The sequence below is a fragment of the Chryseobacterium sp. POE27 genome (assembly GCF_039727685.1).
Lineage (GTDB): Bacteria > Bacteroidota > Bacteroidia > Flavobacteriales > Weeksellaceae > Chryseobacterium.
Genome location: NZ_CP152475.1, coordinates 2,928,981 through 2,947,718, shown reverse-complemented (window position 1 = coordinate 2,947,718; position 18,738 = coordinate 2,928,981). Strand labels below are relative to the sequence as shown.

Below are 18,738 nucleotides of genomic sequence, written 5' to 3'. Positions count from 1 at the left end.
TTATATTGTATTCCGCGATATTACTTATACCGGGTAATGGTAAATAATCCATATATATTATCGTGTCCTGAGCCATCATCGACCCATGCAATAGACCACGTTCCAATATAAAACCGAACACTCCCATCAGTAGTGTCATGAATAAGAATGTTAGCATTAACGTATTCAGTATCACCATTTTTAGTTACTGCAAAACCATCACTCCCATCAATTTTCCAACAAACAGCTCCTGGAGCCAGTCTCATTCCTGCACCTTGCTGATAATTAGCATCAAATGTTGAAAGTGCATTAAGCGTATAAAGTATCGAAGAAGAAGAAGTATTTACAATTTTAGGTGTCCTAATAGTAGTGCCATCATATCCTCCAGAAGAAAAGTCCATTCTTAAAGCTCCATTAGGTCCAAAGTTTACAAAATTAGCAGTACTTCCTGCAGCATCCGACAAAAGCTTATAATTGACGGATGTAGTATTTGCAAGTAATCTTCCATACATCCATGTGCGACTAATACCTGTTGATCCTCCAGCAAATGAGGATGAGGGAACTGTGATTACTGAGGTCCTGGTTTCTCCTATATTTAAATCCGTAGGTGAAGAAGTTCCACCATCTCCTTTCAGACTTGTCCATTGGGATCCATCCCAATAATACATTCCGGCGCTTTTAAGAGTTCCCGCACCTGTGTTGTACACTAATAATCCAGTAGTTGGAGAACTAATAGTTGTGATATCTGTTTTGCTGGTAAGGGCTACTCTTGGAGGAAGAAAACCTTTATTAGTGGAAGTCACATCCAGTGCTGCGCTCGCATCCGGACTGCTCGTTCCTATTCCGATCTGGCCATTGTCCTTGGCTACAAAATCAGTTCCTGCTGCTCTTGCTGTACCATCTGCTTTTGTTCCCAGTTTTACCAAGCCGTTGGTGGTATCATTGATCCACGCATCGTTGGTGGTATCACCGGCTGCCGCGCCGTTCATTTTCTGCCATACACTGCCATCGAAATAGTAATATCCCGGAGCAGTAATATTGACCGTTGCCCCTGCCGGAGCTGAATCGGCGACGGTTGCATAGATGATGAGTCCCTTCTGGTTTGATCCGTACACCGGTGTGGGTGTAGCTGTGGTGGCTGCACGGATCTGATCTCCGGTTAATTGCGGGATGATCAATCCTTCGGGTTTGGTTCCGTTGGTTTTGGCGGTGATGTCGAGGGTGGCTTTTGGAGATGTATTATTAATCCCCACTTGAGCGAATGCTGTGATGCTGAAAAACAGAACAGCTGTTGTAATTAATTGTTTCATTGTTTTGTATTTATGTTTGTTGTTTGTACTTTTTGATGACTTTGTTATTTGAACACTAAGTGCGCTAAGATTTTTTTATATATGATGTGTTTTTAGTTTCACAAAGGCGTTTCACTTATAGGAGCTCACGCTGGGTAAACACGAATGACACTAATGGATTTCACTAATTTCACGAATGTTGGTTGCCTTGCTGCCTATTTGCGCTAAAATAGTAGTGCTATTTGTGCTTAGATCACGCTGCTGGTTGAACACGAAGTACACTAAGATTTTTTTTATCTATGATGTGTTTTTAAGTTTCACGAAGGCGTTTCACTTATAGGAGCTCGCAGAGTTTTTAGAGTTGGAGGGTTTTAGAATTTGAGTGTGGGAGAGTCCTGGTGGCTGAGGTGACTCGAAGCCACTATTTCCCCTCTCAAACCCTCCAACCCTAAAACCCTCCCACTCTCAAACCCTCCGACTCAATAATAGCTTCGACAGGCTCGTCACTTCGAGTAGATTTTGAAGAAATCGTATCGAGAAGTTTGTGAGTTTGAGGATAATTTCATTCTCGATACATTTTTTCTTCACCTTGTTACGAAAAAACACTCGAATTGACGAAAGCACAGGTGGAGGGCGCCCGAAATGATTGATGGTAATGCGTATAATTTGAAAAATGCGAGAAGTGAAATGAATACATATTTCCTGATCCCTTCTTGCGCTTATAAATAGAATAAAAGATGATGGTATTATTTTATGCTGAAGTTTTACCGGGGAAGAAGTTCCGATAATAGCTGTAAGTGAAGAATTGAAAAGAAGTCCAAGCTTATGTTTACTTATTGGACTACTCTTATAACACAAATTATTTGTTGGACTACTTGTGGACTTCTTATGGGAAACTTTGGAACAAGATGTTTTCATCAAAACCCCAGACCACTTCTTAAAAGATGCTTTTCTTAGGTTTTGACTGGAAATATATACTGGAGATTCTGCATACAAATAGGAGTCTTCGGATACAAAGACTACAGAATCGGAGTGTAAAAAGGTTTGAGCGCTCAACAATGATGAAACTAATACCACAAAAAAAGCACAGCAACACCACGCGAAAGCGTTTGAGGGAGAGGGTTTTAGAGGGAATCATTTGTAGTTTCATTATTTTGTGTAAAAAAAGTAGTCTAGGTTAGACTACTTTTTTTACATAAGAAACTAATCACCGTAAAAGATAGTAAAAAACAGATGAAAAACGGTGCGAAATTCCGACTGTTTTGCGACAAAATTTTAATGATGAGTTTAAAAGCAAGAAATTAGAAAGCAATATCTTATGTTTGGAAGTAAAGAGAATTTGTTTACATTTGTAGATGAAAAAAAGTAGTCTAACCTAGACTACTTTTTTTGTGATGTTCTACCGTCCCTCAGGAAAGTCCATCAATAAAGAGTTTCAGAGAAAAAGGAATAATTCTTATTTCCTGCTCAGCAAAAATGCATTATCTTAATAGATCCTCGACAAGAATCCGGCATTTCACATATGAATTGTGAGAGTTGCTTTTCTGTCCAAAAAACTAAGAGCCTGTTAAATTTTATCTAATAATTTTATGGACTTACACTTAATATGCTTTATTCAAATAAACAAAGTTTATTCTTAACATTAAGAAATTCAGTTTATTAAGTGGGAAAAATTAAGAAATCAATTGATTGATTTAAATTAAGTTGATTAAGAAATTATACCTTAATTCTTAATGTTAAAAATATATTTAGAATTTAAACAGTCTCTAAGTGTTTATATCAATTTCAATATTAAATGTATGCAAGAGGCCCGGAATTCCGGACAGTGAAAATTTTGCCTTTTTAAGCTTGTTTCTGGATGGATCTATTGAATATCCTACGGATGTTCTGAAATCTGTTTTTTCAAGGTTCGTATAGTCGAAAACAGCTCCCGACAAATTACATTCTTTAAATACAGCATTCGATAAATCACATTCCGAAAAATCAACTTCAGTAAGGGTACAGTTTTTAAAAAGGATTTTCTTAAGGGTTGTTTTATAAAACACTGAATTGTTCAGAAAACATCCATCAAAGCTAAAAGTCATTCCGAATTCATTGCATTCATTAAAGTGTAGCCCAAACATTTTACATTCTTTAAAATGAACATCACGAAAAGCTGTTGACACCAGTTTCGCCATGCTGAGATTGCACCCGGTAAAATCGCAATTATTAAAACTGAAACCCGAAAGGTCCGCATATTCAAAATTGCAGTTCTGAAATGTACAGTTTTCGTATTCGCCTTTTTGAATCTGAGAAATAACTGCATTTTTTAAAGTTTGATCTAAAATGTATGCTTCCTTCATGAGACTAATGATTTAGATTAAAGAAATTGGCTCTCGTTGATTTTTCAGATTGCGCAGATTTTTAAATATAGAAAAGGCGCATGACCGTAGACGACTTCCATTCTTCTACACCAAGCTGTTTTTATCCGAATAATTTAATTTAAAGAAAATAAAAGTCATGATCGAGAAAGCCAACAGCGAGCTTCCCCCATAGCTGAAGTACGGCAACGGAATCCCAACGGTAGGAAAAAGCCCCATAACCATGCCTAAATTGATGGTAAAGTGCATCAAAAGGATCGAAGCAAAGCAATACCCGAAAACACGGTTGAAAGAGGATTTCTGCTGCTCTGCGAGGTAATATATTCTTCCGATAAAGATCATATAGCACAGAATAAGTATTGCACTTCCCGCAAATCCCCATTCTTCACCCACAGTACAAAAAATATAATCGGTTTCCTGCTCCGGAACGAATTTCCCCTGGGTTACAGAACCCTCACGGTATCCTTTCCCCCAAAGTCCGCCGGACCCAATAGCTGTTTTGGAATACAATAAATTATAGCCGGATGTATCCCTGAATGCTTTTTCGCCTTTGTAGAGAACTTCAATTCTTTCTCTCTGGTGCTTGGGCAGTTTTTCTAAAATATAAGGTGACCCAAATGCCAGTCCGCAAAGCAGTACCACAGAACCCGCAATTCCTGAGATCGAAATGATGTTCCAGGACATTTTGTAATAATTCATGGCAATCCAGGCTCCTACAATTACAACAATGGTAATAGCTACCCAGATAGGATCGACCGCAAGGGAAATCAGGAAAACGCCGGCAAAAAGAAAACCAATCCCGAATAATAATCCGCTCATTCCTTCCCGGTACAGGGCGATAAAAAAGGCAATAAATACGAGCATAGAGCCTACATCCGGTATTGCCAGAACAACCACTGCAGGAATACCTATGATGGCCAGAGTGGTCAGTAAAGATTTTCGGTTTTTTAAATTAAATTCAGGCCCGGATACATAGTTGGAAAGCATGAGAGCTGTTCCTATTTTAGCAAACTCCACAGGCTGCATGGTGAAACTTCCGAATTTGTACCAGTTTTTCTGTCCGAGAATTTCCTTTCCGAAAGGGAAAAGACCAATAAGCAGCAATACACCTCCGATATAAATGATGCCGGACATATTCTCGAAAAACTTGCTTCTCCCAACAAAAATTACAAGCCCCACAAACAAGGAAATACAAAAGAAAATCAATTGTTTTTCTCCCAATTTCTGGTCGACACTGTAAATATTTGCGATGGCAAAAATGCAAAGCAGGAAATACAGGCCAAGACCGAGTTTATCTATTCCTTCTGCCCATTTCATTGCTTAACCGGTTTTGTTTTTTTTAAATTCTTAGTCTCCTCGTCTATTTTTTTCTGCATCTTCGCCTTCTGCTCCCTCACCAGTTTTAAGCTGTCCTGAATTCTCTTCTGTTTGATAGAGTCTTCGCTTGGCTTATAAAGACCTTTACGCTTAAGGTCGGCAATCCACTGTCTTTTATATTCGGGCATAAAACTGGAGGTGATCATTTTCTTGTAGAGGTGTTCACGTTTTACATCTCCTGTGATGTATTTTTCAGCAATCACCGTCGCTGCAGGCCCCGCCCACGTAGCTCCGAATCCTGCGTGTTCCATAACTGCCGCTACAACGATCTTAGGCTTATCTGCAGGTGCAATCAACACAAAGATTGAATTATCTTTCCCCTGAGGAACTTGAGCCGTACCTGTTTTTGCGAGCTGTGTAAAGTCACTCGATTTTAAACCACGCGCCGTCCCGTTCAACACTACGGCCTCCATGCCTTTCAGTACCGGGTCAAAATATTTTTTATCAACCAATGTCTGGTGTTTCTTTTTAAATCTCGGATCAGGATTGGGTTTTCCATCAATCGCTTTTACAATATGCGGCGTATAATACCAGCCTTTATTAGCGATCGCAGAAACATAATTGGCAAGCTGAAGCGGCGTTACCAGTACATCTCCCTGACCCATTCCGTTGTAGATCGCTCCTGTAGACATTTCGTCCCAGTTTTTAAAATCTGTTCTTTTGGAGCCGCTGGCTTTCATGATGGCCTTAAATCTATTTTCATAGAAATCCCCTGAAGGAATTCTACCCCTTGCACCTACCGCAAAATCATTATTTAAAAATTCACCTACCCCAAAACTGCTCATGATTTTCTTCCATTCATCCACCCCTCTTGACGGATCTCCCGGATATTTTTTAAGGATAGCAATAAAGGCGTATGTGAAAAAACAGTTACTGGAAACCTGAATGGAAGGAATTAACGGATCTGCACCTCCATGGCCTTTGATTCTTTTTCCTTTGTAATAAAAACCGCCACCGCAAGGGAAAATGGTATTTTCATCCATTACGCCCATCTGCATAGCTGCAAGAGCTGTCAACAATTTGAAGGTAGATCCCGGCGGATAAGCTGCTTGAAGAGATCTGTCGAAAGTCGGTTTATTTTCGTAGATGGTATCCTTCGATAAGGCGTATAGATTTTTAGATTTATTCGGGCCTGTAAAAAGATTGGGATCAATATCCGGGCCTGTTGCAGCAACCAGAACTTCTCCGTTATTAGGGTCAATTGCCACAATCGCTCCGTGTTTATTCACCAGCATTTCCTCTGCAATTCTCTGAAGATCATAGTCAATCGTAAGAGTGATATCCTTTCCGGTAACTACATCTTTGTCGAGAGAACCATTTTTATAGGGTCCTACATTCCGCAGCTTAATATCTTTCTGAATGTATTTCATTCCTTTTATCCCACGAAGCTCTTTTTCATAAGCTTTTTCAATTCCTGTTTTACCGATGAAATCTCCCGGCAGATAATAGGCAGAATCTTTTTTTAATTTCCCTTTCGTTTACCTCACTCGTATAACCTAAAAGATTTCCGGATGTTGAAACTTCGTACTGTCGCTGAGGTCTTGAAACGATACTGAAGGCGGGATATTTAAATATAATCTCCTGAACCCTTGCAATGTCTTCCCTGCTAAGATTCTTCATGAAGGTCATAGGAGTGAGCTTGGAGTAATATTTTTCTTTTTTAATATTTTCAATCGTTCTGATGAAATCATTTTTTGAAATTTTCATCAGGTTACAGAAAGCAAGAGTATCAAAATCAGGCCTCATCAGTGCCTGGGTAAAAGAAATTTCGTACGCCGGCTGATTTCCCACCATGATTTTACCATTTCTATCGAAGATAACTCCCCGTTGAGGAATAACATATTCAATTTTAATGGATGTGTTGGCCGCGTTCAGCGCATATCTGTCGGTAAAAAGCTGTAAATAAGCCAGCCTCGCCACAAAAATCGCAGCGATTACAATGATAACAGAAAAAATTTTTAAATAACGTGTGTTCAAACTTTTTGTTTGATTTTAAATATTAATGCATAAATAACTATAAATATAAACGAAATTATACTCGTTACCACTACATTAAATAATATTTCAAAAAATCTACTCAGCTTAAAGAACTCTATATACTGTACCAAAAGCTGGTGTAAAAAGATACTTGTGAATAAAAACAGCAAAAACTGCGCCCATTGAAGGGACTGAAAAGAGAAGAAATCGGTTGAAGTATCTGTAGAGGTTCTGAAAATCAAAGTTCTGAAATAGGCTATCAGGGTTGTTGCAAAAGCATTAATCCCCCAAGAAAAGAGGAATGCGTCAACCGACAGGCCGATCAGAAAACTTAAAGCCAAAAACTGATATTTATTTCTGAAGAAAGGATAAAACATGACAAATACCGGATAAAGCACCGGCGTGTACTTTCCGAAAAACGTAATTCTGTTCAAAACAAAAATTTGTAATGCAACCAGAAATATCATGATTAATATGTCCGTAAATAAAGTCCTGCTAATCATCTTCCTTTTTTATTACAGATTGCATGGTATCCTGAATTTTTTGCACTTCAGCTTTTTTAAGATTTTTAACAACATAGACTTTATTCAAAGCGCCCATTTTCTCACTCAGCTCCACTGAAATATCCCAAAATCCCGTTTTATTATCTACTGAATATCCTGCGATGGTACCGATCATTACGCCTTTGGGAAAGATTGCAGACTTACCGTCTGTTACTACAGTATCTCCAACTTTCAAAGCGACATATTTTGGAATGTCTGCAAGATGCATCACTCTGGAATTATCTCCGTTCCAGGTCAATGTTCCGAAATATCCCGAGTTTTTAAGAGCAGCATTGATACGGATTTTATTTACGCTCAACACCGACTGCACCAAGGCATAGCTATCAGTAGAATTGATTACAATTCCTGCAATACCTTTAGGAGCCATTACCCCCATCTGTGGAAATACACCGTCTCTTCTACCTCTGTTGATGGTAAAGTAGTTATTTCTTCTGTTGATGCTATTGAAAACAATTTCTCCGTCAACAAATGTATAGATCTGTCCGCCTCCCAATGTATCATGCACCTTTCTGAACTGAGGATTTTTCGCACCCTGTTTTCCGTACAGCTCCATCATCAAAGATTTATTCTGAGCCACCAGATCATCATTAATCTGTTTTAGCTTAAGATAAGAAACCCCTTCATCAATATACCCCGAAACCCAGGAATTGAAAGCGGCAGACTGCCCTGCGATCCAGGATCTCTGCATGGCATTTTTAGAGAATATCAGAATCAGAGCAATAATTTGCAGAAATATAAAGAAGACAAAAAGCGCATTCTTGGAAAATAATCTCAGCAAAAATCCCATTCAGATATATATCGTAAAAAGTTAGAATTATTTAATTAAGAAATTGAATTTATCCATATTCTTAAGTGCGATCCCCGTTCCGCGAACGACAGCCCTCAACGGATCCTCTGCTACAAACACAGGAAGACCTGTCTTTTTGTGCAATCTATCTGCAAGCCCTCTTAATAAAGCACCACCTCCGGCTAAATAAATACCTGTTTTATAGATATCAGCAGCCAATTCAGGAGGTGTAAGGGAAAGCGTTTCCATTACCGCATCCTCAATTCTGATGATGGATTTATCTAAAGCTCTTGCGATCTCTTTGTAACCAACCATGATTTCCTTAGGCTTTCCTGTAATAAGGTCTCTACCCTGTACCGGAATATCTTCAATGTCAACATCAAGATCTTCAACAGCAGAACCTACTTCAATTTTGATTCTCTCTGCAGTTCTTTCTCCGATGTAAAGATTATGGTGTGTCCGTAAATAATAAGCAATATCATTGGTAAATACGTCTCCTGCAATTTTCACAGATTTATCGCAAACAATACCTCCCAAAGCAACCACAGCAATTTCTGTAGTTCCGCCACCTATATCGATGATCATATTACCTTCGGGCTTCTGAACGTCAATTCCAACCCCGATGGCAGCAGCCATTGGTTCGTAAATAAGACGGACTTCTTTGGCGTTTACTTTCTGAGCAGAATCTCTTACCGCTCTTTTTTCAACCTCTGTAATTCCTGAAGGAATACAGATTACAATTCTCAATGCAGGCTGAATGAATTTACCTTTGATTCCCGGAATTTTTTTGATAAACTCTTTAATCATATGTTCAGAAGCATGGAAATCGGCAATCACCCCATCTTTCAACGGACGGATTGTTTTGATATCCTCGTGAGTTTTACCCTGCATATGTTTTGCCTGTTCACCCACGGCAATTGGTCTGCCAGTAGAACGTTCAATGGCAACAATCGACGGCTGATCTATAACAATTTTATTATTATGGATGATAAGGGTGTTGGCAGTACCAAGGTCTATCGCAATCTCTTGCGTAAACATATCGAATAAACTCATACTTTTAGTTCTGATTTTTTTAAAGAGTTACAAAGATATGAATTTAAGACGTCTAAAGAAATTTCGCGAGCAGATAATTTGGTTAAAATTTTATTAAAATTTATAAACCCTTATTAACTTTTGGTTTAAGTATTTACAGACTTCAATTTCAACCAGATTTAAGATAACTGCTGCCTTCAGGAACATAATTGAAAAGATTTATTATAGGCTGTTCAGAAAAAGACATAAAATGATCAGGATGGATTTAATTTTTTTAACATAAATTAAACGCTACATATTGAAAATTCTACGTAGAAAATTTTATTATTTAGAATAATCCCAAAATAGTTTTTCACGATAATTATCATATACATTTTCAGAAATCTATTTATCAAAAAAAACGTAAATTTGCCCCGCTTATGTTACAGTATTCAAACATACATCAAACGTCTAATTTTTCTGTGCTTTCCATTAGTTATGAAAAGGCTGATGTAGAAACCAGGGGAAAATTCGCATTCTTTGATGAAAATATCAAAAACTTTGTGACCCGGATTCATAATGAAGATTTAGGGGATGCATTTGTTGTTTCCACCTGTAACAGAACCGAAATCTATACGACTTCCCCCAATTACCTTCTTGTTGCTGAAGAATACTGCAAAACGATCGGCGTAAATCTTATGGATTTTCTTCAGTTTGCCAACATTCTCACTAAGGAAGAAGCTTTAATTCACCTTTTCAGAGTAGCAGCAGGCCTGGAAAGCCAGATTATCGGGGATTTTGAGATTATTGGTCAGATCAAAAAAAGCATACAGCAGATTCAGAAAAGAAAGACAGAATTCCAATCCTTATCTGGAAAGAGCCATTAATGCGGCCATTCAGATTTCTAAGAGAATCAAAAACGAAACGGGAATTTCCAACGGTGCGGCTTCGGTTTCTTATGCGGCGGTTCATTATATTTTAAATAATCAGAAAAGACTTACCGAAAAGAATATTCTTCTTTTGGGTGTGGGCGAAATAGGCCAAAATACGGTAGAGAATCTGGTAAAACACGTCTATCAGCCTAAAATTAAAATTGCCAACAGAACACAGGAAACAGCTGAAAAGATCTCTGAAAAATATAATATTCCTCATATCGATTATGCCGAATTCGATCAGGAACTGAAACAGACAGATATTCTGATCGTAGCTACCGGCGCCAGGCATCCGATCGTCAATAAATCTCATTTTCCGAATGGAAAAGAAACCCTGGTCATCGACCTTTCTATCCCGAACAATGTTGATAAAGACGTTACGGATAATAAAAATGTAACCTTAATTGATGTTGATGAACTTTCCAAACAGATTCAGGAAACGATTCAGCAGAGAGAGAAAGAAATCCCGAAAGCGGAACAAATCATCAAGGAACTGATGAAAGACTTCCTTGAGTGGGAAAAAAAGAGAAAGCTGGCTCCCAACATTCATCATTTCAAAGCGGTTTTAAAGAACATGGAACGCAACGAAATGCATAATTTTTACAAAAAAAATAAGTACATAAACATCACGGACATGGAACTTTCTGATAAAATGATTCAGAAAATTACCAACCGTTTTGCAAAATATATCATCGATAATCCGTTAAAAGCCGAAGAAATTAGTAAATTAATGCACGAAATATTAGTTGAACAACCAAACAACGAATTTAATGAAAAGCATTAGAATCGGAACCAGAAATTCCGCATTGGCACTTTGGCAGGCCAGAGAAGTTGCGCGGCATCTTCAGAACAGCAATTATTTAACGGACATTGTTCCTATCGTATCATCAGGTGACAAGAATCTTCATCAGCCACTCTACGCTCTTGGGATTACGGGCGTTTTTACACGAGATCTGGATATCGCATTATTAAATGATGAAATCGATATCGCCGTACACTCGCTGAAAGATGTACCCACCAATCTTCCGGAAAATCTTGAAATTGTTGCCTATCTGGAAAGAGACTTTCCTCAGGACGTTTTAATAAGAAAAGAATCTGCAAAAGATAAAGAGTTTCACGAACTGAAACTTGCCACGAGCAGCTTAAGGAGAAGAGCTTTCTGGCTTAAAAATTTTCCTAAGGCAGAGTTTTCAGATATTCGCGGAAATATCCAGACGAGATTGAAGAAACTGGAAGAAGGTGACTTTGACGCCACCATTTTATCTTTAGCCGGAATAAAAAGAATGAAAATGGACATCGATTACGAGATGATTCCTTTCATGATTCCTGCACCGTCTCAGGGCGTTATTGCCGTTGTCGGCCATTCTGATAAAAAAGAAATCAATGACATTCTGAGTTCAATCAACCACAAACCTACACAGATCTGTGTAGAAATGGAAAGAAACTTCCTGAATACACTAGAAGGAGGCTGCACCGCACCGATTGGAGCTTTTGCCGAAATCTTTGAAGACCAGATCCGTTTTAAAGCAGCACTTTGCTCATTGGATGGCAAAAACTGTATTGCTACGGATGAAAATTTCATCTATAATGAAGAAGAAAATTTCGGGAAAAAGTTTGCTAGAGTTGTTCTTGAGAACGGAGGAAAAGAACTGATGGCTGAAATTAAAAATCAGATTTAAAACTTTCATCATCCACCTTTAAGCTTAACGTCTAAAAAATGAAAATCTTATTTACCAAAAATATAGACCGCAATGTGATATCCAAAGAATTAGGAGATGATATTGTGGTTGATTGTATTGAGGTAATTAAAACAACTCCAGTACAGGTAAAACCCTTTGACCTAAAGGATAAATCCCTGATCTTCACAAGCACAAATGGCGTAGATTCGTTTTTTAAAAATGGCTTTACTCCTAATGAAGATTTCACAGCCAAAAACTATAATAAGATCTACTGTGTCGGCGAAAAAACAAAAAAAAGAAGTACGGAAACATGGTTTCGGAACTTTTAAAGTATTGAAAAATGCCGATACACTTTCCAAATTTATCACCGGAAAATGCCAGCATGAAAACTTTCTGCATTTCTGTGGTAACCTCGCCATAAGTGTTCTGGATAATGATCTTCCGCTGCAAAATATTAAATATAAAAAAATTACCGTTTACAAAACGGAAGAGATCAATCCGAAGATAAATGAAAAATATCATGCTGCTGTTTTTTTTAGTCCGAGCGGAGTTCGTAGTTTTGCAAAGCAGAATTCACTGGAAGATATGATCCTGATATCCATTGGCGAAACGACTTCCCGGGAACTCAGAAAACACACTTCAGAAAAGGTTTTAACTTCGGAGGGAAACAATCTTTTATCCGTTCTTAAACTGATTCGAAACAAAATTGTAAACAAAGACTGATATATAATTGTTGATTGGCAACAATGTTATTTAATAGATTATGATTAAAAACGACCTATATTTAAAAGCGCTTCGCGGAGAAACCGTAGAAAGACCTCCGGTATGGATGATGAGACAGGCCGGAAGATATTTGCCGGAATTTATTGCCCTACGTGACAAATACGATTTCTTCACAAGATGCCAGACTCCAGAGCTTGCTTCCGAGATTACAGTACAACCGATCCGACGATTTCCTCTGGATGCGGCCATTCTGTTTTCAGATATTCTTGTAGTTCCGCAGGCAATGGGAATTGATTTTAAAATGAAAGAATCTGTCGGGCCATGGCTGGATACTCCTATCAGAACGATGGAGCAGGTTCAAAACGTTGTGGTTCCGGATGTGAATGATACTTTAGGTTATGTTTTTGATGCGATTGAATTAACACTACAGAAGTTAGACAACGAAATTCCGTTGATCGGCTTTGCTGGTTCTCCATGGACGATCCTTTGCTACTGCGTGGAAGGAAAAGGAAGTAAAGCTTTTGATATTGCCAAATCTTTCTGTTTCCAGCAACCGGAAGCTGCTCATTTATTATTGCAGAAAATTACAGATACGACGATTGCTTATTTAAAAAGAAAAGTTGAAAAAGGCGTTTCTGCTGTACAGGTTTTCGATTCCTGGGGCGGAATGCTTTCTCCTGCAGATTACCAGGAATTCTCTTGGAAATATATTAACCAGATTGTTGAAGCATTAAGCCCTTTGACTCACGTTGTCGTTTTCGGGAAAGGATGCTGGTTTGCGCTGGAAGATATGGCACATTCTCCGGTTTCAGCTTTAGGTGTGGACTGGACAATCACTCCGGAATTTGCACGAACGCTTACCAATCATACGATGACCCTTCAGGGAAATTTTGATCCTGCAAGATTACATTCAACTCCTGAAACGATCAAAAAAATGGTGACTGAAATGATCAACCGTTTTGGAAAAGATCGATATATTGCCAATTTAGGCCACGGAATTTTACCAAATATCCCGGTGGAAAATGCAGAGGCGTTCATCAGAGCGGTGGTGGATTGGAAACCGACCATTTAAACTTAAACTTTCCAAAATAAAATATTATCCCTTTCAATTTCTGGAAGGGATTTTAATTTAAATATTTTTTATACATTTGATTATCAATATTTCTAAAATGGATATTCAAACTAGAAAACTAAATTTTATACAGGATTTCCTTAAGCTTCAAAGCGAGGAAGCAATCGCTCAGTTTGAAAAATTAATGAAAAATACTAAAAGTGTAGACCCAAAGAATAATCCTCAGCCATTTACAGTGGATGAATTGAATGAAAGAATTTCTAAGTCTGAAGAAGACTTTAAAAATAAAAAATTCAAAACGACAACTGAACTGCTTTCAAAATATAATGGAATATGAAGTAATATGGTCAGAATTTTCTGAAAAGCAAATTGATGACATTTTTAATTATTATCAGCAAACTTCCCAAAGCTATCAGGTTGCATTAAAAATTGTGACAAAAATTCTTTTAGCTCCTGAAAAATTAAAGAATAATCCTAAAATTGGTCAGAAAGAATTTTTATTGGAGCAACGTAATGTTGAATATCATTACCTCTTAGAATCTAATTATAAGATCATTTATTCCATTGACGAAGAAAGATGTCATATTAAAATTGCAGACGTTTTTGACACAAGACAGAATCCTGAAAAAATCAAAAGAGAAAAATAAAAATATCCTTTCAGCCGCATAGTTGAAAGGATCTTTTTTTATCTCTATAATAAAAGCGTTTAACTTAAACTATCACTTACAGTAAACGTTTCCACAGGCTTCGAAATCTGATCTGCAAAATACTGTTCCAGCTCTTTCAGCGTTTCCGGATTAGTCTGAATGTCTTTTACCAGCTGACCTTTATTCACTACAACAATTCGGTTGCAAACTTCTGTAGTATGCGAAAGATCGTGGCTGGAGATCAGGAAGGTCACACCATCTTGTTTTGATAATTCTTTAATAAGATTTTTAAGTTTAATCTGAGTCGACGGATCCAGGTTGGCAAAAGGTTCATCCAAAATAATAATCTCGGGACTACCTAAAATGGCCCCTACGATTCCTACTTTTTTCTGATTTCCTTTCGAGAGGTCACGTACATATTTTCCCGAATTTAATATTTCTCCGTTGAAAAGATCATGAAACTGCTTAAGGAAATCATCCACGGAAGCCTTATTCTGCCCTCTCAGTTCGCCGATAAAGTAGAAATATTCTTCGGGTGTCAGATAGCCGATAAGGAAAGAATCATCTACAAATGCGGAAACTTTGTTTTTCCAGGCTTCGGATTCGTTTACTTTAATTCCGTCAATGCTTACAAATCCGGTCGTTGCCTGAATGAGATCCAGCATCAGACTGAATAATGTTGTTTTTCCGGCACCGTTGTTCCCTACAAGCCCGAAGGTTTCACCATTAGGAATTTCAAGATGTTCTATATTTAAAACGGTTGCTTTTCCGTATGTTTTTGATAAATTCTGTATTGTAATCATATTAGTCTTTGTTTTTGAATGCTTCCAGTGTACTGTATTTTTCTACCTTATAATGTTTAACGATAATATCGAATATTTTCTCCCGTATCAGAAATCCGATCAGTCCCATGATCGCCACACTTACAACGCCTGCTTCAATTCCGTAGAAATGTTGCACGATTCCGAATACGACCATCGGCAAAAACATTTTGGGAATAAGCAGAAGCAACGACTTCATATTGAAGCTGTTCTTTTGCCCGAATCTTTTTTCTTTAGCATTGAGGTCGATCTGCATTTTATTGAAAGCTCCCGACCAAAGGGTAAACTGTGAATTCACCCCGATATTATAGATTCCCGCCGCAAAAAACGTGAGATACATTTCCCACCCGAAGTAAGCATAGCAAATTGCCAGTATCATTGAAATCCCGGTAACAATATTCATCAACCACCACTTTGCCTTTAAATACTCTTTATAAGGTACATTCAGGGTCATCATCAGCGGATAATAAGAACTGTCGAATGCAGGCACTCTTTGCCCGAACAGAAACTGAAAACCTCCGGTTACAAATAGCCCCATAAACATCATCATAGCTGGTGTTTTATAAATAGGCGAAGTAAACATCAGCATTCCATAGAAAAGAAACAGTAGGCTTCCCCAGACAATTCCTTTTGTGACTTTATTTCTCTTCAGCATTTTAATATCGTTGTTAATAAATGTTCCGATAGCACCGTATTTATTAAGGAAAGCAATATTCTCGGTTTTTCCGACAGTTTTCTTTGCCTCAAGTCCTTCATCAAGATAAAATACATTCCGGATATGATTAAAACAAACTTTCCATAAAGCAATGAACAGAACGGCGGGAATAACCGCAAAATAAGGACTGTCATAAAAACTATAAAAGACCTTTTCAGAATATTCCAGCGTTGGAATAACGTTATAGTAAGTAAGGCCGGCGATCACTGCAATGACACAGCCTACCGCAATAGCAATGGTTTCTTTATCGTTAAAAAGAATATTGATGAAATTATTCAGGTAAAATAATAAAGAGATTCCAACAAACCACCCCAGAACACCGACTACACTATATCCGTTAAAAACGGCAATTATAGAAAAGGTAACAAAAAACAGTGAATTCAGCCAGCTGAAAGCCGATAAGAAGGTCTTTGCAAACATGTAGTTGACCAATGTTTTCTTAGAAATATTCAATGTCAGGAAGGGCTTGATATTCTGAGTAGGCATTTCCTGCCATATATATTTTAAAATAAGATCAACCGCCCAGGCAGCAATCATAAACCGGGATATGATCTTCAGCGGATCCTGATGGACCTCCTCCTGAATATAGAAAAAAGCGCCGAATGCACCGCCTACCAGACATACCATAAAGTAGAGAATCCCGATAAAACGAAGAATTTTCATCGCCAGATTGATGCCTAAAGAACTGCCACGAAAAAAACTCTTGATTTCTAACCTGAGAAATTTTAAAAACATAGTTATCTTTTTTACATTAGTTCATGTAAAGATACAATTGTTACAACGTTTAACTTTAATCAATATGTATTTTTACAATAATCAAAAACAATTCTGTTTTGAATCACCCAGCTTCTCCGGAGATTGCAAACAGCTTGCTTACGTCTTCAAGCAGTCTCCGTTTGTTTAAAACAATTTGCAGGAAACCAAAGAACATCTCCGGAGGTTTCAAACATATTTGTTTGTACTCTCCGGAGATTTTTAATTTAATTATATAAAATTCCTACAGAATGACAAACAACTTGAATATGAATGATTTAACGCATAAAAAAGGACCTCTGAAATATCAAAAGTCCTCATTATATTTTTATTACAAAATTATCCTATCAGCTCTTTTGCCTGGGCCAGTGCCGCTTCCGTAATTTTGCTTCCTGAAAGCAATTGGGCTATTTCATTGAGTTTTTCTTCGTCATTTAAAGCCACGATAGTAGACTGGGTTCTTCCCGCAATATCCTGTTTTATGACTTTATAGTTATTATTGCCTTTGGCGGCTACCTGCGCCAGATGAGAAATGACGATCAATTGCATATCGGCAGACATTTCGCGCATCAGGTTTCCAATTTCTTCAGCCACTTTTCCGGAAACTCCGGTGTCGATCTCGTCTAAAATCAAGGTTGGAAGTTCATCACTTTCTGCGATAATTTTCTTTACCGCCAGCATTACCCGAGATCTTTCTCCTCCTGAAATAGCTGTCTGGATCGGCTTTAAAGGAAATCCTGAATTCGCCTGAAACAATAGCTGGATATTTTCTTTCCCAAACTGATTGAATTCCGGAGAGCTTTGCAATTCAATATCAACCCTGGCTTTTTCAAGACCAAGCTTTTTTAGTAATTCCTCTGCTTTTTTAATAAATACAGGAATGTTTTTCTTTCTGTTTTTTGAAAGTTTTTCGGCAAGGTTCTGCAACGTTTTTTCTTTCCCGGAAATATTCTTCGTGATATCGGCAATCTGGGTTTCCAGATCGGAAGCCCCCTGCTGCTCGTTCGCCAGATGATCTCTGATTTGTTTTAATTCAGAAATATCAGAAATATTATGTTTCAGGAAAAGGGAATTGATTCTGTTATTTAATTCGGACAGCAATACCAAATTTTCAGGATTGATCTCTATTTTTTCGGCCTCATCTTCAAGCTCGGAAATAATATCTTTTAATTCCACAAAAGAGGTTTCCAATCTTTCGTCAAGCTCGGCAAAACTGCCGGATACTTCTGCAATTTTTGATAATTTATTTTTAGCCTCATTAAAGAAAGATAAGATCCCGACTTCTTCCTGGTGAAACCTTGACAATACCTGCGCAAGATTATCGGAAATCATTTCAGCATTTTCCTGAATGGAAAGCTGGTCCTGAAGTTCTTCATAATCTATATCATCCAAGTGAAGCTCTTCAAGCTCATTAAGAAGAAATGCTTTATAATCGCTTTCTTTATTAGCTTCCGAAAGTTGTGCCTGAAGCTTTTTAAGCTGAATCTTTAAACTTTGGAAATCAGAAAATTCATGTTGATAATCGTTGATGATCTGTTTATTATCAGAAAGTCCGTCAATAATTTTAAACTGATATTCTGCGGTAAAAAGATTGGATGTTTCAAACTGCGAATGAATATCGATTAATTGGGAAGACAATTCTTTTAGAATATCCAACGTGACCGGAACATCATTAATAAAAGCGCGTGATTTTCCTGAGGGAAGAATTTCTCTTCTGATAATGGTCTGATGTTCATAATCAAGATCGTTCTCGATAAAGAATTTTTTAAATTGATTATTGAGAGAAAATTCTGTTTCAACAATACTTTTTTCTTCCGCCTTTGAGATGGATTTCACATCTGCCCTTTCGCCAAGAATCAAGCGTAAAGCCCCGAGAATAATAGATTTTCCGGCACCGGTTTCTCCAGTGATCACCTGTAAACCATTGTGAAGAGATACTTCAAGAGTATCGATCAGGGCAAAATTTTTAATATAGATTCTCGAAAGCATTGATAATAGCGATTATTTAGCTATTGCAAATATAGAACTTTAGATTTCAGAATTCAAGCGAAGA

The 18,738-nt window shown here is 37.6% G+C and carries 15 protein-coding genes and 2 pseudogenes; 7 read left to right on the top strand and 10 right to left on the bottom strand.

All coding sequences use genetic code 11. The annotated features are described in order from the left end of the window. Positions 1-20: 20 nt before the first annotated feature. The 7 genes and pseudogenes from AAHI02_RS13980 to AAHI02_RS13950 all read right to left on the bottom strand — a co-directional run bounded on the left by AAHI02_RS13980 (position 21) and on the right by AAHI02_RS13950 (position 9,385). On the bottom strand, positions 21-1,289 hold the full coding sequence (locus AAHI02_RS13980; RefSeq protein ID WP_346983762.1) for a hypothetical protein: 1,269 nt from the start codon (positions 1,287-1,289) through the stop codon (positions 21-23). A 1,745-nt stretch (positions 1,290-3,034) separates the two neighbouring features. After that, positions 3,035-3,610, bottom strand: coding sequence for a pentapeptide repeat-containing protein (locus tag AAHI02_RS13975; protein ID WP_346983761.1), 576 nt, complete (start codon positions 3,608-3,610; stop codon positions 3,035-3,037). Between the two features lie 105 nt (positions 3,611-3,715). Then, positions 3,716-4,945 carry a rod shape-determining protein RodA gene (gene rodA, locus AAHI02_RS13970; RefSeq protein WP_346983760.1) on the bottom strand — a complete coding sequence of 410 codons (1,230 nt, stop codon included), beginning with the start codon at positions 4,943-4,945 and terminating at the stop codon, positions 3,716-3,718. After that, a pseudogene (locus AAHI02_RS13965) lies at positions 4,942-6,982 on the bottom strand (penicillin-binding transpeptidase domain-containing protein). Before AAHI02_RS13965 ends, rodA begins: the two are co-directional and overlap by 4 nt. Further along, positions 6,979-7,485, bottom strand: coding sequence for a rod shape-determining protein MreD (locus AAHI02_RS13960; protein ID WP_346983759.1), 507 nt, complete (start codon positions 7,483-7,485; stop codon positions 6,979-6,981). Before AAHI02_RS13960 ends, AAHI02_RS13965 begins: the two are co-directional and overlap by 4 nt. Then, the gene (mreC, locus tag AAHI02_RS13955; RefSeq protein WP_346983758.1) at positions 7,478-8,332 is read right to left on the bottom strand and encodes a rod shape-determining protein MreC; all 855 of its coding nucleotides are present in this window, start codon (positions 8,330-8,332) and stop codon (positions 7,478-7,480) included. The genes AAHI02_RS13960 and mreC overlap by 8 nt, the downstream gene beginning before the upstream one ends. Before the next feature lie 27 nt (positions 8,333-8,359). Then, positions 8,360-9,385 carry a rod shape-determining protein gene (locus tag AAHI02_RS13950; protein ID WP_027381028.1) on the bottom strand — a complete coding sequence of 342 codons (1,026 nt, stop codon included), beginning with the start codon at positions 9,383-9,385 and terminating at the stop codon, positions 8,360-8,362. A 398-nt stretch (positions 9,386-9,783) separates the two neighbouring features. Here AAHI02_RS13950 and hemA point away from each other — a divergent pair. The 7 genes and pseudogenes from hemA to AAHI02_RS13915 all read left to right on the top strand — a co-directional run bounded on the left by hemA (position 9,784) and on the right by AAHI02_RS13915 (position 14,396). Further along, positions 9,784-11,059 (top strand): annotated as a pseudogene (gene hemA, locus AAHI02_RS13945) (glutamyl-tRNA reductase). Further along, positions 11,046-11,954 (top strand): hydroxymethylbilane synthase, encoded by a 909-nt coding sequence (gene hemC / locus AAHI02_RS13940; protein ID WP_346983757.1) that lies wholly within the window; start codon positions 11,046-11,048, stop codon positions 11,952-11,954. Before hemA ends, hemC begins: the two are co-directional and overlap by 14 nt. A gap of 38 nt (positions 11,955-11,992) precedes the next feature. Then, on the top strand, positions 11,993-12,283 hold the full coding sequence (locus tag AAHI02_RS13935) for a uroporphyrinogen-III synthase (protein ID WP_346983756.1): 291 nt from the start codon (positions 11,993-11,995) through the stop codon (positions 12,281-12,283). Then, a complete protein-coding gene (locus AAHI02_RS13930; protein WP_346983755.1) occupies positions 12,228-12,677 on the top strand; it encodes a uroporphyrinogen-III synthase in 450 nt (149 codons plus the stop codon). The genes AAHI02_RS13935 and AAHI02_RS13930 overlap by 56 nt, the downstream gene beginning before the upstream one ends. Positions 12,678-12,717: 40 nt before the next feature. Further along, complete coding sequence (hemE, locus tag AAHI02_RS13925; RefSeq protein ID WP_346983754.1) at positions 12,718-13,749, top strand: uroporphyrinogen decarboxylase; 1,032 nt, start codon at positions 12,718-12,720, stop codon at positions 13,747-13,749. Positions 13,750-13,846: 97 nt separating this feature from the next. After that, positions 13,847-14,086 carry a hypothetical protein gene (locus AAHI02_RS13920; RefSeq protein ID WP_346983753.1) on the top strand — a complete coding sequence of 80 codons (240 nt, stop codon included), beginning with the start codon at positions 13,847-13,849 and terminating at the stop codon, positions 14,084-14,086. Continuing rightward, complete coding sequence (locus tag AAHI02_RS13915) at positions 14,076-14,396, top strand: type II toxin-antitoxin system RelE/ParE family toxin (protein WP_346983752.1); 321 nt, start codon at positions 14,076-14,078, stop codon at positions 14,394-14,396. The genes AAHI02_RS13920 and AAHI02_RS13915 overlap by 11 nt, the downstream gene beginning before the upstream one ends. A 59-nt stretch (positions 14,397-14,455) precedes the next feature. On the opposite strand, the gene AAHI02_RS13910 is transcribed toward AAHI02_RS13915, so the two are convergent. From AAHI02_RS13910 to AAHI02_RS13900, 3 genes are all read right to left on the bottom strand, one after another. Next, complete coding sequence (locus tag AAHI02_RS13910; RefSeq protein ID WP_346983751.1) at positions 14,456-15,199, bottom strand: ABC transporter ATP-binding protein; 744 nt, start codon at positions 15,197-15,199, stop codon at positions 14,456-14,458. Position 15,200: 1 nt separating this feature from the next. Further along, on the bottom strand, positions 15,201-16,667 hold the full coding sequence (locus AAHI02_RS13905; RefSeq protein ID WP_346983750.1) for a DUF5687 family protein: 1,467 nt from the start codon (positions 16,665-16,667) through the stop codon (positions 15,201-15,203). Between the two features lie 357 nt (positions 16,668-17,024). Then, positions 17,025-18,674 carry a DNA repair protein RecN gene (locus AAHI02_RS13900; protein ID WP_346983749.1) on the bottom strand — a complete coding sequence of 550 codons (1,650 nt, stop codon included), beginning with the start codon at positions 18,672-18,674 and terminating at the stop codon, positions 17,025-17,027. Positions 18,675-18,738: the final 64 nt, after the last annotated feature.

Bases quoted from the DNA above. Each gene is read 5' to 3' on its own strand.
- AAHI02_RS13980 (WP_346983762.1), bottom strand. From the start codon at position 1,289: ATGAAACAATTAATTACAACAGCTGTTCTGTTTTTCAGCATCACAGCA.
- AAHI02_RS13975 (WP_346983761.1), bottom strand. From the start codon at position 3,610: ATGAAGGAAGCATACATTTTAGATCAAACTTTAAAAAATGCAGTTATT.
- rodA (WP_346983760.1), bottom strand. From the start codon at position 4,945: ATGAAATGGGCAGAAGGAATAGATAAACTCGGTCTTGGCCTGTATTTC.
- AAHI02_RS13960 (WP_346983759.1), bottom strand. From the start codon at position 7,485: ATGATTAGCAGGACTTTATTTACGGACATATTAATCATGATATTTCTG.
- mreC (WP_346983758.1), bottom strand. From the start codon at position 8,332: ATGGGATTTTTGCTGAGATTATTTTCCAAGAATGCGCTTTTTGTCTTC.
- AAHI02_RS13950 (WP_027381028.1), bottom strand. From the start codon at position 9,385: ATGAGTTTATTCGATATGTTTACGCAAGAGATTGCGATAGACCTTGGT.
- hemC (WP_346983757.1), top strand. From the start codon at position 11,046: ATGAAAAGCATTAGAATCGGAACCAGAAATTCCGCATTGGCACTTTGG.
- AAHI02_RS13935 (WP_346983756.1), top strand. From the start codon at position 11,993: ATGAAAATCTTATTTACCAAAAATATAGACCGCAATGTGATATCCAAA.
- hemE (WP_346983754.1), top strand. From the start codon at position 12,718: ATGATTAAAAACGACCTATATTTAAAAGCGCTTCGCGGAGAAACCGTA.
- AAHI02_RS13920 (WP_346983753.1), top strand. From the start codon at position 13,847: ATGGATATTCAAACTAGAAAACTAAATTTTATACAGGATTTCCTTAAG.
- AAHI02_RS13915 (WP_346983752.1), top strand. From the start codon at position 14,076: ATGGAATATGAAGTAATATGGTCAGAATTTTCTGAAAAGCAAATTGAT.
- AAHI02_RS13910 (WP_346983751.1), bottom strand. From the start codon at position 15,199: ATGATTACAATACAGAATTTATCAAAAACATACGGAAAAGCAACCGTT.
- AAHI02_RS13905 (WP_346983750.1), bottom strand. From the start codon at position 16,667: ATGTTTTTAAAATTTCTCAGGTTAGAAATCAAGAGTTTTTTTCGTGGC.
- AAHI02_RS13900 (WP_346983749.1), bottom strand. From the start codon at position 18,674: ATGCTTTCGAGAATCTATATTAAAAATTTTGCCCTGATCGATACTCTT.